At 38.1% G+C, this 14,817-nt stretch carries 9 protein-coding genes and 3 tRNA genes; 2 read left to right on the top strand and 10 right to left on the bottom strand.

What is annotated here, in order from left to right; translation table 11 throughout:
• Window positions 1-11: 11 nt before the first annotated feature.
• The 6 genes from RV04_RS11775 to uvrB form a co-directional block, all read right to left on the bottom strand.
• Window positions 12-1,010, bottom strand: coding sequence for a gluconeogenesis factor YvcK family protein (locus RV04_RS11775; protein WP_071858663.1), 999 nt, complete (start codon window positions 1,008-1,010; stop codon window positions 12-14).
• Window positions 1,007-1,894 (bottom strand): RNase adapter RapZ, encoded by an 888-nt coding sequence (gene rapZ / locus RV04_RS11770; RefSeq protein ID WP_071858662.1) that lies wholly within the window; start codon window positions 1,892-1,894, stop codon window positions 1,007-1,009. Before rapZ ends, RV04_RS11775 begins: the two co-directional genes overlap by 4 nt.
• A 247-nt stretch (window positions 1,895-2,141) precedes the next feature.
• The gene (locus tag RV04_RS11765) at window positions 2,142-2,855 is read right to left on the bottom strand and encodes an amino acid racemase (protein WP_071858661.1); all 714 of its coding nucleotides are present in this window, start codon (window positions 2,853-2,855) and stop codon (window positions 2,142-2,144) included.
• Window positions 2,856-2,857: 2 nt separating this feature from the next.
• Entirely contained in the window at window positions 2,858-4,114 is a 1,257-nt protein-coding gene (locus RV04_RS11760; RefSeq protein WP_071858660.1) for a carboxylate--amine ligase, read from the bottom strand.
• Between the two features lie 98 nt (window positions 4,115-4,212).
• Entirely contained in the window at window positions 4,213-7,038 is a 2,826-nt protein-coding gene (uvrA, locus tag RV04_RS11755; RefSeq protein WP_071858659.1) for an excinuclease ABC subunit UvrA, read from the bottom strand.
• Window positions 7,039-7,160: 122 nt separating this feature from the next.
• Complete coding sequence (uvrB, locus tag RV04_RS11750; protein ID WP_071858658.1) at window positions 7,161-9,152, bottom strand: excinuclease ABC subunit UvrB; 1,992 nt, start codon at window positions 9,150-9,152, stop codon at window positions 7,161-7,163.
• A 243-nt stretch (window positions 9,153-9,395) separates the two neighbouring features.
• Here uvrB and RV04_RS11745 point away from each other — a divergent pair, with 243 nt between their 5' ends.
• Together RV04_RS11745 and RV04_RS11740 are read left to right on the top strand one after the other, a co-directional pair.
• Window positions 9,396-11,558: an amino acid ABC transporter substrate-binding protein/permease gene (locus RV04_RS11745; protein WP_071858657.1), complete on the top strand. Its 2,163-nt coding sequence runs from the start codon at window positions 9,396-9,398 to the stop codon at window positions 11,556-11,558.
• 12 nt (window positions 11,559-11,570) lie between these two features.
• The gene (locus tag RV04_RS11740; protein WP_071858677.1) at window positions 11,571-12,308 is read left to right on the top strand and encodes an amino acid ABC transporter ATP-binding protein; all 738 of its coding nucleotides are present in this window, start codon (window positions 11,571-11,573) and stop codon (window positions 12,306-12,308) included.
• Between the two features lie 245 nt (window positions 12,309-12,553).
• On the opposite strand, the gene tuf is transcribed toward RV04_RS11740, so the two are convergent.
• The 4 genes from tuf to RV04_RS11720 form a co-directional block, all read right to left on the bottom strand.
• Complete coding sequence (gene tuf / locus RV04_RS11735; protein ID WP_071858656.1) at window positions 12,554-13,741, bottom strand: elongation factor Tu; 1,188 nt, start codon at window positions 13,739-13,741, stop codon at window positions 12,554-12,556.
• Window positions 13,742-14,413: 672 nt separating this feature from the next.
• Window positions 14,414-14,486 (bottom strand) — tRNA-His (locus tag RV04_RS11730).
• A gap of 61 nt (window positions 14,487-14,547) precedes the next feature.
• A tRNA-Leu gene (locus RV04_RS11725) sits at window positions 14,548-14,631 on the bottom strand.
• 26 nt (window positions 14,632-14,657) lie between these two features.
• Window positions 14,658-14,728, bottom strand: a tRNA-Cys gene (locus RV04_RS11720).
• Window positions 14,729-14,817: the final 89 nt, after the last annotated feature.

Raw genomic sequence — 14,817 nt, 5'->3', positions numbered from 1 at the left:
AGTCCTCCTTCTTAAATTTTTGCGCCAAAAACGATTCGGAACAATTCATCAACCACTTTGTCGCCATCATGAAAGACACCGCCATCGCGAAGTTCCAGAAAATCTGTCGAAACGACTCGACAGCCTTCTTCTCTCAAGCCATTGAAGTCATGAGTAACTTGTACTAAATACTCATCATAGACTTCTGGATCCATATAGCCATCAGGAACGATTTCTGTATTGACTAGAACTGTATCAATGAATTTACTTTGGAGGTGTTTGTGAAGCACTCGAATATGATCTGCATCACTAAAATGTTCCGTTTCCCCTTTTTGGGTCATAATATTACAAATATAAACAACTTCAGCAGCTGTCTTACGAACAGCATCGCCGATTTCTTCAATTACTAAGTTAGGTAAAATACTGGTAAATAATGATCCTGGACCTAATACTACCATATCTGCTGCTTCAATTGCCGCAACGACTTTTCGGGCAGCCCGAACAGCTCGCTCACCATTTTTTTCCGTTACATAAACATGATCAATCGTTTTACGGTCAAGTGCGATTTTAGATTCACCAACTGCACTCGTTCCATCCATAAATTCTGCGTGCAATACTAATGGTGATTCAGAAGATGGATAGATGTGTCCATCTACATGAAGCATTTTTGTTAACAATTGAATGGCTTCGTAGGTACTATTACGCATTTCAGATAATGCAGCGATCAAAAGATTTCCAATCGTATGATTTGCTAAAAAATTATCACTTGCTTTGAACCGATATTGAAAGAGATCTTCGTACAATTTAGGCATATCAGATAATGCGGCCAATACGTTTCGTAAATCTCCTGGCGGCGCCATGTCGATTGAGTTACGTAATTCACCGCTGCTCCCACCATCATCTGCTACGGTTACTACTGCTGTGATTTCAGCACTTTGATTCCGTAAACTTTTCAAAATAACCGGTAATCCAGTACCACCACCGATCACGACAATTTTCGGTTTACGAATACGGTAAGTTTTCATTTTCATGAGCGATTCACCGTCTCTTTCCGTTTGTCTTTATCACGGTGAGTAATATTCACTTTGTACTCGGCTTCTTTGATAGCTTTACCGATTCTTTCTGATAATGCAACTGAACGATGCTGACCACCAGTACAGCCGATAGCAATCGTTAAAGAACTTTTACCTTCTTTAATATAGCCCGGTAAAATATCCATGATCAAGCGTACAAAATTCGAATAGAACGCTTCTGTTTCTGGAAAAGACATAACATAGTCATAAACCGGTTGGTCTAAACCCGTTTGTGGACGCAACTCAGGAATATAATGTGGATTTGGCAAGAAGCGTACATCCATCACAATGTCTGCATCAATTGGCAATCCATATTTGAAACCAAAGGATAGCATCTCAATATGGAAACCAACATCATCTTTTTGTTTAAATGATTGATTGATTTGTTCTCGTAATTGACGAGGGGTCAAATCAGTCGTATCGATCATAACGGTCGCGCGCATTTTTAAATCTTCTAAAATAGCCCGTTCTTTGCGAATACCCTCAGTCACTAGTCCATCCATCGCTAATGGATGAGCCCGACGTGTTTCTTTGTAGCGAGAAACCAATTCTTCGTCGGAACAATCTAAAAATAAAATACTCGTGTCAATGAAACCAGTATTTTCGATTTCTACCAACATTTTTTGAATATCTTCAAAAAATGAACGAGAACGCAAATCAACTACTAAAGCGATCTTGGTTACTTTCCCTGATTCACGGATCAATTCCCAAAACTTAGGAATCAAACCTGGAGGCATATTATCCACGCAGAAATAGCCCATGTCTTCAAAGCTCTGAATCGCAACGGTTTTCCCGGCACCGCTCATACCTGTGATGACTACCAAATGTAAACTTTCAGTCATTTGTGTCACTCCTCTCTAATTTAAGCACTTTTTTCAGCAATAATGATATAAAAATCCATCTGCTTATACTTTATAAATCGATTCATTAAGTAAATCGATACGAATATCTTATTATTTAGCTATTTTACGTAAAAAAAAAGCAAACTTCTTTGCCTTTTAAAAATTATAACACTCCTGGCGTGTCTTTGCTACTTTTTTATCATTCTTTAGTCTTTTTAACGTTTTTAAGCAAAAAAAAACAGAACTTCTAGTTAGAAGATCTGTTTTTCAATGCCAATTCAATTGTGCGATCTGCTAAAATCGATTGCGCATCGATCACTGAGTAAGGGACATTTTCAGTTAATTCCTGAACCAACGATAATTCTGTACAACCTAAAATCGCATTTTGACAGCCATATTTTTCCATTACATCAGAAAGAATCTCTAGGTACAATTCACTGTTGATAAAATCATTTTCTTTCACATCATGGTAAATCAGATGATTGATTTTTGCTTGCAATTCATTGTCTGGCACTAAAACTTTGAAGCCTTTTGCTTCCAAAGCAGTTTGATAAACTTTAGCCGTCATTGTACCAGCAGTAGCTAAAACAGCTATCTTATCTCCTACTTGATGACGTTTAGCAACCTCGTTGACCGCTTCGCGCGGCATATGCACTAACGGAATTTTAGTCGCTGCTTGCAATTCATCAAAAAAATAATGTGCCGTATTACATGTCAATACAATAAATTCTGGCTTTAATAAATTTTGTTTTTCAATATCATCCATTAAAAACGGCAAGGGGTTATCTGCCGTATGATCTAAAATGTATGAAGTTCTATCAGGCACCGTTGCATGATTGAACATTACATAATTCAAATACTCTTGATCGTTATGAGCTTTCGTTCGTTGATTTAAAATTCGAACAAAGCTTTCTGTGGCCATCGTTCCCATGCCACCAAGGATACTAAAGAAATTCTCCATTTCTATCCTTCTTTCTCTTTAAAGAATAAATCAAAACGTCCTTTATATTTACTGAACATATATTTCATTAAGATCCAACGCATGATCGACATATCCTTTTTATAAAAAACAGTCGTGCCCCAATGATCTTTTTTGATCATTTCTAAGGCTTTTTCTTTATCTGCATTGTTGCGAGCAAATTTTTCAAAGACACCTTTTGGTACACCCATCCATAGCATTGACGTTTTAGGATCTGCTTTTCCATATATCGTTTCTGTAAATGGTTTTTCAAAGACCCGATCTTCTGTGACATATTGAGCCAAGTTGAAGCCATTCAAGGTCACAAAGAAACTACTACGGCCTTGTCGCAAGTTAATCTCGAACAATTTATACTCACCATCACGAGGATCGTATTTCATATCGAAGTTCGCAAAACCAGTATAGTCGATTTTTTCAAGGAATCCTTTGATTGTTTGATAGATTTTTTCGTTATAATCCGGCATGATCGCCACATAATTTCCGATGGCTTCAGGAGAAGGATCCTCTAATAGTGGATGTCCTAAGCACATCATACGAACTTTGTGATGTTGATCTACGTAAGCATTCAACACACGCATATTGCTATCATCGCCAGGGATAAAATCTTGCGCGATCATTTCACTCGTATAGCCAGCTTGATAAATCCGTTCGATAATGATATCGAATTCATCGCGAGTATCTAAGATGAACGCTTTCTTACGCCCTTCAAAATCAATCGATAACCATTCCACACTGTTCGCAGGTTTCAATGCTACTGGGAAATCAAAGGGTAAGTCTTGTTTTAATTTACCAGCTTCCAACATCTCTTCCGTAATAATAAAAGTATTAGGATAAGGCAAATCATAGGTTTCACAAATTTCATAGAAGCTCACTTTGCTGATCAAACGTTGCAAAAGATCAAAATTAATATAAGGGCAAATAAACCATTTAGAAAGCTCTTCTTTATGTTGCGAAACTAATTCTGCGTACCCGTCACCACAGGCAATTAAAAGATATTTCGTCTCAGGGTCATTGTAAGTACTTTCCCCTAGTTTACGCATTTGCTCTAGGAATACAGGGTCTTTATCAAAACCAGGCACCACATGAACATTGACAATTTTACTATACTTTGTCGGTGCTAATTGCAAACCAGCATAGGCTTCCGAAACAATGCCGTAAGCTTCATGAAAGGAACGAGCCATCCCATAAACATTGATGTCACTTCCTAACAAAATTGGTACAAATTTTTGTTTTTCAGTCATATTATTTTTACACCTTCTCATTCTAAATCCTTGATAATCATACCATAAAGAAAAATGCAAGCAAAGGAGAATCCTTTACTTGCACTAAGCTTTATCAGTTATTTATTTTTTAGCACGCGTTTTAAGTAATGACCGGTATAACTTTCTGGAACGGCTGCGATTTCTTCTGGTGTTCCTGTAGCTAAAATTGTACCGCCACCATCGCCACCTTCTGGACCTAAATCAATCACATAGTCTGCTGATTTAATCACATCAAGATTGTGTTCGATAACTAAAACAGTATTTCCAGCATCAACGAATCGCTCTAAAACTTTCAACAAGCGAGCAATATCATCTGTGTGCAATCCAGTCGTCGGTTCATCTAAAATATAGAAGTTTTTACCGTTAGAGTTTTTATGAAGCTCACTGGCTAATTTCATTCGTTGAGCTTCTCCTCCTGACAAGGTCGTAGCTGGTTGACCCATCGTTACATAGCCTAAACCAACATCAACGATCGTTTGCAACTTACGATGGATCTTTGGAATATGTTTAAAGAATTCCACCGCATCTTCAACCGTCATTTCTAAAATATCGGCAATATTTTTTCCTTTATAATGGACTTCCAATGTTTCTGAATTGTACCGTTTGCCATGACAGACTTCACACGGCACATAAACATCTGGTAAAAAGTGCATTTCAATCTTAATGATACCATCGCCACGACAAGCTTCGCAGCGTCCGCCTTTAACATTGAAGCTAAAGCGGCCTTTTTTATACCCACGAATTTTGGCTTCGTTAGTTTGAGCAAATAAATCACGAATATCATCAAACACACTCGTATATGTCGCAGGATTGCTTCGTGGAGTCCGTCCGATTGGGCTTTGGTCGATATCAACCAATTTTTCGATATTATTGTACCCAGTGATTTTTTTGAATTTACCCGGTTTATTCGAATTGCGATTCAATTTTTGAGCTAAGGATTTTTTCAAAATTTGATTCACTAGTGTCGATTTACCCGAACCCGAAACTCCGGTAACAGCGACAAATTTCCCTAATGGAAATTCTACATCGACATTTTTCAAGTTGTTTTCAGCTGCACCTGTAACTTTGATCTTCTTACCGCTGCCTTTACGTCGTTCTTTCGGCACAGCAATCTCTCGTTTACCTGATAAATACTGTCCAGTTAATGAGTTTGGATTAGCCTGGACTTCTTTCGGTGTTCCCGCAGCGACGATTTCACCGCCTTGATCTCCTGCGCCTGGACCAACATCGATCAAATAATCAGCTGCGCGCATCGTATCTTCGTCATGTTCAACGACGATTAACGTATTTCCTAAATCACGCATTTTTTTCAACGACTCGATTAAGCGATCGTTGTCTCGTTGATGCAGTCCAATCGAAGGTTCATCTAAGATGTATAAAACACCCGATAAATTGGAACCAATTTGAGTGGCCAAACGAATTCGCTGAGCTTCACCACCAGATAACGTACCTGCTGCTCGACTCAATGTCAGATAATCCAATCCAACATTGCGTAAGAAACTCAAACGATCCTTGATTTCTTTCAAGATTGGTTTTGCGATCACTTTTTCTTGTTCACTCAAAATGACTGTTTCAAAAAATTCTAAAGTACCGTTAATGGAGTCTTCACTGACTTGTCCAATATTAGTTTCATTGATTTGAACGGACAAAGCTTGTGGATTCAAACGATACCCGTGACACGTTTGACACGTTAATTCAGTCATGTATAAACGCATTTGATCCCGCGTAAAATCGCTATTTGTTTCTTTGTATCGACGATTGATATTATTGACGATCCCTTCAAATGGGACCTCGACATCTCGGACACCGCCAAAATCATTTTCATAATGAAAATGGAAATTTTCCCCATTTGAACCATTTAAAATAATTTCTTGCTGCTCTTTGGGTAATTCTTCAAATGGTGTATCCATATCGATATTAAAACTTTGACACGCTTGCTCCAACATCTGCGGATAATATTGCGAACTAATTGGATTCCATGGAATCAACGCACCTTCACGCAAGGTCTTGCTTTGATCCGGAATCACTAGATCCATATCAACTTCTAGTTTCACACCTAAACCATCACAGTCTGGGCACGCACCAAAAGGGGCATTAAATGAAAATAAACGTGGTTCTAACTCACCGACAGTAAAACCACAATAAGGACAAGCATAATGTTCACTGAACAACATTTCTTTTTCACCGATTACATCAACAATTGCATACCCTTCAGCTAAACGTAATGCAGCTTCAAATGAATCAAATAAGCGTGATCGTATCCCATCTTTTACGACGATTCGATCGACAATGATTTCGATATCATGTTTTTTATTTTTAGTTAATTCAGGTGCTTCAGTAACATCGTACAGTTCTCCATCTACACGCATCCGAACATAACCTTCACGTTGGATCATTTCAAATACCTTTTTGTGCTGACCTTTTTTCTTAGCCACAACTGGCGCTAAAATTTGGATTTTTGTACGCTCAGATAATTCCAACACTTTATCGACCATCTGTTCCACCGATTGAGAAGTAATCTCGATATGATCATTCGGACAGATTGGATGACCTACTCGTGCAAATAACAAACGCAAGTAATCATTGATCTCAGTCACTGTCCCTACAGTCGATCGAGGGTTCTTACTAGTTGTTTTTTGATCGATCGAAATTGCAGGACTCAGGCCATCGATACTATCAACATCCGGTTTATCCATTTGACCTAAAAATTGACGTGCATACGCTGATAAGCTTTCCACATAGCGACGTTGTCCTTCAGCATACAGCGTATCAAAGGCTAATGAACTTTTCCCAGAACCAGACAAACCAGTAACAACTACCATCTTGTCACGAGGAATTGTGACATCGACGTTTTTCAAATTATGCGCACGCGCTCCATGGATCACTATTTTATCATTTGCCATTTATTTCTCCCATTTCATTTCTGATTTCATTTTTTCTTCTATTATATAGATCTTTTAAATTAAGGTTTCTTAGTGTACCGAAAAACCACAAATAGTCAATAAACTGACCCCCAGCCGATAACTTATTCGGCTGCTTTCAGTTCTAAAATTGTATCTCTTAAGGTTGCAGCAGTTTCAAAGTCTAAAGCTTTCGCTGCTTCTCGCATTTCGTCTTCCATCTTCGCAAGTAATTCTTTACGCTCTTCTTTAGATAGGTCCTCATATGAGGTCGTATCAGAATCCGCTGACTTTTCAGCTACTTTACTGATTGAAATCAAATCTCGAATTTCTTTGATGATTGTTTTTGGTTCGATTCCATGCTCTGTATTATACGCTTCTTGAATACCCCGACGACGTGTCGTTTCATCCATCGCACGCTGCATTGAATCAGTAATCTTGTCTGCGTACATGATTACTTTTCCTTCAGAATTTCGGGCTGCCCGTCCAATCGTTTGGACAAGTGAGCGCTCGCTTCGTAAGAAACCTTCTTTATCTGCATCTAAAATAGCGACTAATGAAACTTCCGGAACATCGATTCCTTCACGTAATAAATTGATCCCGATCAAAACATCGAATTTCCCTAAACGTAGATCTCGAATAATTTCAGTTCGTTCTAACGTTTTGATATCACTATGCAGATATTTCACTTTGATTCCTAGTTCTTTAAAGTAATCCGTCAAATCTTCTGACATCTTTTTCGTCAATGTCGTGACAAAAACACGCTCATTTCGTTCTGCTCGTTCATTAATTTCGCCAACTAAGTCATCAATTTGTCCCATAATTGGTCGGACATCAATTACAGGATCTAGCAAGCCAGTCGGTCGAATAATTTGTTCAACGACCGTATCTGTCTCTTCATGTTCGTAAGGTCCTGGCGTGGCAGACACATAAACGATTTGATTGACCCGTTCTTCAAACTCTTCTAATCGCAACGGACGATTATCCAAAGCGGACGGTAAACGGAAACCATAATCCACCAACATTTGTTTGCGAGCTCGGTCACCATTATACATTCCTCGAACTTGTGGCATCGTCACATGTGACTCATCGATCACCATCAAGAAATCATCTGGAAAGAAATCGATCAACGTGTATGGTGGTTCCCCTTCTTTACGCCCATCCATATGACGTGAATAGTTTTCGATCCCGGAGGTATAGCCCATTTCCCGTAACATTTCGATATCGTAATTTGTTCGTTGTTCCAGTCGTTGAGCTTCTAGCAATTTATTTTCACTATTCAACACTTCTAATCGGTCAGTAAGTTCTGCTTGGATATTACTAATCGCATGTTCTAAATGATCTTCGTTTGTTAAGAAGTGAGTCGCTGGGAAAATCGCCACATGTTCAGTTTCACCAGTGATTTCACCGGTCAGCGCATCGACTTCTCGAATGCGTTCGATCTCATCACCAAAAAACTCTATTCGTAATGCCTGCTCATCCCGAGATGCGGGGAAAATCTCAACCACATCACCGCGTACACGAAAACGTCCCCGTTGAAAATCAATATCGTTTCGTTCGAATTGGATATCGATCAGTTTGCGCAGTAATTGATTTCGATCCATTTCCATCCCAACGCGTAATGAAACAACTTGTTCCATATATTCTTTGGGTGACCCTAAACCAAAAATACACGAAACCGAGGCAACTACGATCACATCATTTCGCTCAAGTAATGAACTAGTAGCTGAGTGACGCAGTTTATCGATTTCGTCATTGACGCTAGAATCTTTTTCTATATATGTATCGCTTGAAGGCACATAAGCCTCCGGTTGATAATAATCATAATAACTAACAAAATATTCTACAGCATTGTTGGGGAAAAATTCTTTGAATTCTCCGTACAGCTGGCCTGCTAATGTTTTATTGTGGGCAATGATCAAAGTTGGCTTATTGACTTCTTTGATCACATTTGAAATGGTGTATGTTTTCCCAGTACCCGTAGCACCTAAAAGTATTTGTGCTTTTTTTCCATTAACGACCCCTTCAGTCAATTGTGAAATAGCTTCCGGTTGATCGCCTGCAGGCTGATATTTTGAATGGAGGTCAAACGCATTATCTGTCACTCTTTCAATCACACAAAAACCCTCCTTTTAATAGTAAAATAAATAATCTCTCATCCAAAAATTATAGCATACCGAACATATTTTCGCTATTTATTATCCTTACGCTAAATGATTTCTTAAACTAGAGATGTCAGCTTTCCTTACATTTTGTGTCACTAAAATTCAGATTTTTTTCACATAGGCAGTCCAGCTACTTGTATTTTAGTATTAGGCTAACTTATAATAAACGAATGATAAGTATATAGGAGGATTATTATGAGAAAAAACAAATTAATTCCTTTCGTATTTTTCTTAGTGGCAAGTCTTTTAACACTTGGTTTCACTACGAAAACTCACGCGGCGGAAAAAACTTATAAAATCGGGACTGACTTGACGTTTGCTCCTTTTGAGTTTCAAAATTCTGACGGGGAATATATCGGGATCGATGTAGATTTACTTAAAGAGATCGCAAAGGATCAAGGTTTTAAAGTAGACCTGAATCCTTTAGGTTTTGATAGCTCGATCCAAGGGGTCCAATCAGATCAATTAGATGGTATGATCGCAGGTATGAGCATCACTGATGAACGTAAAAAAACTTTCGATTTTTCTGATTCTTACTTTGATAGCGGTATTCAAATGGCCGTTAAAAATGACAATACTGATATCAAAGACTATTCTGATTTAAAAGGCAAAACAGTTTCTGCAAAAATTGGGACTGAAAGTGCTACTTTCTTAGAAGACAACAAAGATAAATACGGCTACGAAGTTAAATTGTACGAAGCTGCCGATGCCATGTATAATGCTTTGAGCAATGGGAACTCAGAAGCAATTTTTGATGACTATCCTGTACTAGGCTACGCCGTTTCGAATGGTCAACCTTTCAAATTAGTTGGCGAACCTGAAGAAGGCAGTGCCTATGGTTTTGCCGTTAAAAAAGGCGAAAACCAAGAATTACTAAAAAAATTCAACGCTGGCTTGAAAGACCTAAAAGAAAATGGGACTTATGATAAAATCGTCAACAAATATATTTCAAGTGGCTCAAGCGACAGTACTTCTACGAGTCAAATGAAAAAAATTGAACCAAAAAAAGATGTTTATGTCATCGCCAGTGACTCAGCCTTCGCGCCTTTTGAATACAAAGACAGTGACGGTAAGTACAAAGGAATCGACGTAGATCTATTAACACGGATTGCTGAACTTCAAGGTTTCAAAATCGAATTCAAATTTATTGGTTTCTCCTCTGCGATGCAAGCTTTGGAATCTGGTCAAGCTGATGGCATGATTGCCGGTATGACGATGACCGATGAACGCAAAGCAAATTATGATTTTTCGGATCCGTATTTCCAAAGCGGAATCCAATTAGCAGTTGCTAAAGACAATAAAGATATTAAAGAATATAAAGATTTAAAAGGCAAAACCGTTGGTGCTAAAGTGGGAACGGAAAGTGCTGACTTTTTAGAAGCCCATAAAAAAGAATATGGCTACACGATCAAGAGTTTCGATGCAGCTGACCAACTATACGATGCTTTAAAAGTTGGTTCGATCGATGCCATGATGGATGATTACCCAGTTATCGGTTATGCAGTTCAACAAGGGCAAGATTTAAAAACACCCATCAAACGCGAAGTTGGCGGCGAATATGGTTTTGCTGTTAAAAAAGGTGAAAATCCTGAACTACGTGAAATGTTCACAGAAGGTTTGAAAGAATTAAAAAGAACTGGTGAATACGACAAGATCGTTGATAAATATATCGGTTCCGGCAGCGAAGAGAAAAAAGATACTGTCGATGAATCAACAATCACTGGTTTATTGAAAAATAACTATAAATCATTGTTAGAAGGTTTATGGAAAACAATTGTCTTAGCTTTAGTTTCATTTGCCTTAGCCTTGGTTGTAGGTGTGATTTTCGGCTTGTTCCGTGTCTCTCCTTCTCGTCCGTTACGATTATTAGCAGGTGTCTATATTGATATTATCCGAGGAATTCCAATGATGGTATTAGCCTTCTTCATTTTCTTCGGTTTACCCGGCATCACAGGCATCAAAATTCCAGACTTTGCAGCTGGGATTATCACATTAACTTTAAATGCTAGTGCCTATATCGCCGAAATCGTTCGTGGTGGTATTAACGCTGTACCAGTCGGTCAAATGGAAGCTTCGCGTAGTTTAGGCTTACCTTACAATCGAACGATGCAAAAAATTATTTTACCGCAAGCAGTAAAAATCATGATTCCTTCTTTCATCAATCAATTTGTTATCAGTTTGAAAGATACAACGATCATTTCTGCTATCGGTGTCGTAGAACTTCTACAAACTGGTAAAATCATCGTGGCTAGAACGACTCAAAGTTCATATGTCTACTTGATCATTGCAATCATGTACTTGATTTTGATTACGATTCTAACTAAATTAGCTAATCGTTTAGATAAGAAGGTGAAATAAATGGAAAACACAATGGATAAAAAAATCGTCGTGAATCATTTAGTCAAAAAATTTGGTGACAACACTGTCTTGAATGATTTAAATATCAGTATCAGCGAAGGTGAAGTTGTTTGTATCATTGGACCTTCTGGTTCAGGTAAAAGCACTTTCTTACGTTGTATGAATCGTTTAGAAGACCCCACTTCTGGTGAGATCATTATCGATGGACAAGATCTGACAGACAAACATACCGACATCAATTTAGTACGTCAACATATTGGCATGGTGTTCCAACATTTCAATCTATTCCCGCACCTTACAGTGTTGCAAAATATTACTTTAGCCCCTATCGATCGGAAAGGTGAAAAGAAAGATGCTGCTGAAAAGCGTGGCATCGAATTGTTAGGACAAGTTGGACTAGCTGAAAAAAAAGATGTCTATCCAGATAGCTTATCTGGCGGCCAAAAGCAACGGGTTGCGATTGCTCGAGCATTAGCAATGAATCCTGATATCATGCTGTTCGATGAACCTACATCTGCGCTTGATCCTGAAATGGTTGGCGATGTGCTAAAAGTTATGAAAGACTTGGCGCTTCAAGGAATGACAATGGTGATCGTTACTCATGAGATGGGCTTCGCTAAAGAAGTAGCAGACCGTGTCATCTTTACCGATGGCGGAAAGATCTTAGAAGACGGAACACCCGAACAAGTCTTCAGTAATCCACAAAGTCCAAGAACACAAGATTTCTTAAACAAAGTCTTGAATGTCTAATCCAAAAAAACTTGAAATCTAAATGATTTCAAGTTTTTTTGTTCATTTATCAATACATGAGAAATATCCTCTTGATTGATCTCAATTCAGCTTTAATTAATACCATGCTTACTTGAGAGTGATTTTTCAGCAACTACCTGTAATCTGGGTTAGTATCGAGAAATTCGATAGAGTGACATCGCTAATTGACCCCTAGCTTTCAAAAAAACACGTAACGCTTAATTGCGCTACGTGTTTTTTCTTTATTATGCTTCGATCTCTGTAACGATACCAGAACCGACAGTACGTCCGCCTTCACGAATAGAGAAAGTTGTTCCTTTTTCTACTGCGATTGGATGGATCAATTCAACATCGATCGTTACATTGTCGCCTGGCATAACCATTTCAGTACCTTCAGGTAACATAATATTTCCTGTTACGTCTGTTGTACGGAAATAAAATTGTGGGCGATAGTTATTGAAGAATGGTGTATGACGACCGCCTTCTTCTTTTGTTAATACATATACTTCAGCTTGGAACTTAGTGTGCGGCGTAATTGAACCTGGTTTAGCCAATACTTGTCCACGTTCGATTTCATCACGGGTAATTCCACGTAATAATACGCCGACATTATCCCCTGCTTCACCATAATCCAACGTTTTGCGGAACATTTCAAGCCCAGTAACGATTGCTTTTTGAACTTCAGGTTTAATCCCGATAATTTCAATTTCATCGCCGACTTTAACTTCTCCACGATCGATCCGTCCAGAAGCAACTGTTCCACGACCGGTAATTGAAAAGACATCTTCAACTGGTAACAAGAATGGTTTGTCTGTATCACGTTCAGGTGTTGGAATATATTCATCCACAGTATCCATTAAGTCTAAAATAACTTGTTCTTGTTCAGGATCGCCTTCTAAAGCTTTCAAAGCCGAACCTTTAAGGACTGGAATATCATCGCCTGGGAAACCATATTCAGAAAGCAATTCACGGACTTCCATTTCAACTAAGTCGATCAATTCTTCATCATCGACTATATCAACTTTATTTAAGAAAACAATCAAATGTTTTACTCCAACTTGACGTGATAATAAAATATGTTCACGCGTTTGCGGCATTGGGCCATCAGTTGCTGATACAACTAAGATTGCACCATCCATTTGAGCAGCACCAGTAATCATATTTTTTACATAGTCAGCGTGTCCTGGTGCATCGATATGCGCATAGTGACGTTTTTCTGTTTCATACTCTACGTGTGCAGTGTTGATTGTGATTCCACGTTCACGTTCTTCTGGTGCAGCATCGATACTAGCATAGTCTTGAGGGTTTGCTAGACCTTTCTTACCTAATACCGTTGTAATTGCTGCCGTCAATGTTGTTTTACCATGATCGACATGACCAATGGTACCAATATTAACGTGTGGTTTACTTCTATCATAATGTTCTTTTGCCATAATAAACAAACCTCCTAAAAAATAAAAACTTTTACGGATACAGTGTAAATCATTTTATGCTAAATGAAAAAGATTTAGACCTTTACTTTTTGTAAGTAATTAACTATCCGAGATCATCATACATCAGAATTGGTCAAACTCCAAATATTTTGTCTCTCAATTGCTAGACGCTAAAATTTTTTATTCATAATGACTTCAAAGACCTAGTTATTAAGCGATTAATCTTGTTGATTTCATTTTAAAAAGAGTCTCTCATGTACCTCAAAAAGTAAAATAAGCTTGAAATAGTTATTTATTTTAATGTATAAAGGCAAAAATTTTCAATATTTTCTTGCTTGTTAATGGACCAATAAGCAGATAAAAAATTACTTTTTAATTATTTTGATGCGTAAATAATAATGATTTCATATCCAGAACTGCAGCTTAAAGAATTAAAAATCCGCAATCATCTTGAATTATTAGTAATCATCCCGTACTAAATAAAAAAAAGCGAACGCTACAACGTTCACTTTCCCTAAAATTACTTTAATAAGAAACTTTTATATCAGTTTTGACAGCTTCAATTTGATATTAACATTAATCTGATTATTTAATAAATGTTCAGATTTATCTCAATCAACCTGATTTGAGATAAAAAAAAGACCCAACAAAATATGCTGAGTCTTTCGTTAGGGCGAGAGATGGGAATCGAACCCACGCGTGTCGGAACCACAATCCGATGCGTTAACCACTTCGCCACACTCGCCATGTCGCTATTAAATTTCAAATAAAAAACTAAGATGAAATAACAGCATCTTAGCTCTTTATACCGGCGGCCGGGGTCGAACCGGCACGCCCGTGAGGGCACTGGATTTTGAGTCCAGCGCGTCTGCCAATTCCGCCACGCCGGCATGTTTATAATATTAAATTAGTACTAAGGCGGTAACCGGATTTGAACCGGTGATGAAGGTTTTGCAGACCTCTGCCTTACCACTTGGCTATACCGCCATTATACTATTTTTCTCTTCTCAGAACAATAAATTTCAAGAAAATTCTTAAAATTTTTCTGAGAAAACTGGGGTAGCTGGATTCGAACC

It is taken from the genome of Enterococcus hermanniensis (assembly GCF_001885945.1).
GTDB lineage: Bacteria > Bacillota > Bacilli > Lactobacillales > Enterococcaceae > Enterococcus_A > Enterococcus_A hermanniensis.
The sequence above is the reverse complement of the archived record's forward strand: the minus strand, read 5'-3'. Positions and strand labels throughout refer to the sequence as shown.

Excerpts from the sequence above, each read along its gene's own strand:
- RV04_RS11760 (WP_071858660.1), bottom strand. The coding sequence starts at position 4,114 with ATGACTGAAAAACAAAAATTTGTACCAATTTTGTTAGGAAGTGACATC.
- uvrA (WP_071858659.1), bottom strand. The coding sequence starts at position 7,038 with ATGGCAAATGATAAAATAGTGATCCATGGAGCGCGTGCGCATAATTTG.
- RV04_RS11765 (WP_071858661.1), bottom strand. The coding sequence starts at position 2,855 with ATGGAGAATTTCTTTAGTATCCTTGGTGGCATGGGAACGATGGCCACA.
- tuf (WP_071858656.1), bottom strand. The coding sequence starts at position 13,741 with ATGGCAAAAGAACATTATGATAGAAGTAAACCACACGTTAATATTGGT.
- RV04_RS11775 (WP_071858663.1), bottom strand. The coding sequence starts at position 1,010 with ATGAAAATGAAAACTTACCGTATTCGTAAACCGAAAATTGTCGTGATC.
- RV04_RS11740 (WP_071858677.1), top strand. The coding sequence starts at position 11,571 with ATGGATAAAAAAATCGTCGTGAATCATTTAGTCAAAAAATTTGGTGAC.
- RV04_RS11745 (WP_071858657.1), top strand. The coding sequence starts at position 9,396 with ATGAGAAAAAACAAATTAATTCCTTTCGTATTTTTCTTAGTGGCAAGT.
- rapZ (WP_071858662.1), bottom strand. The coding sequence starts at position 1,894 with ATGACTGAAAGTTTACATTTGGTAGTCATCACAGGTATGAGCGGTGCC.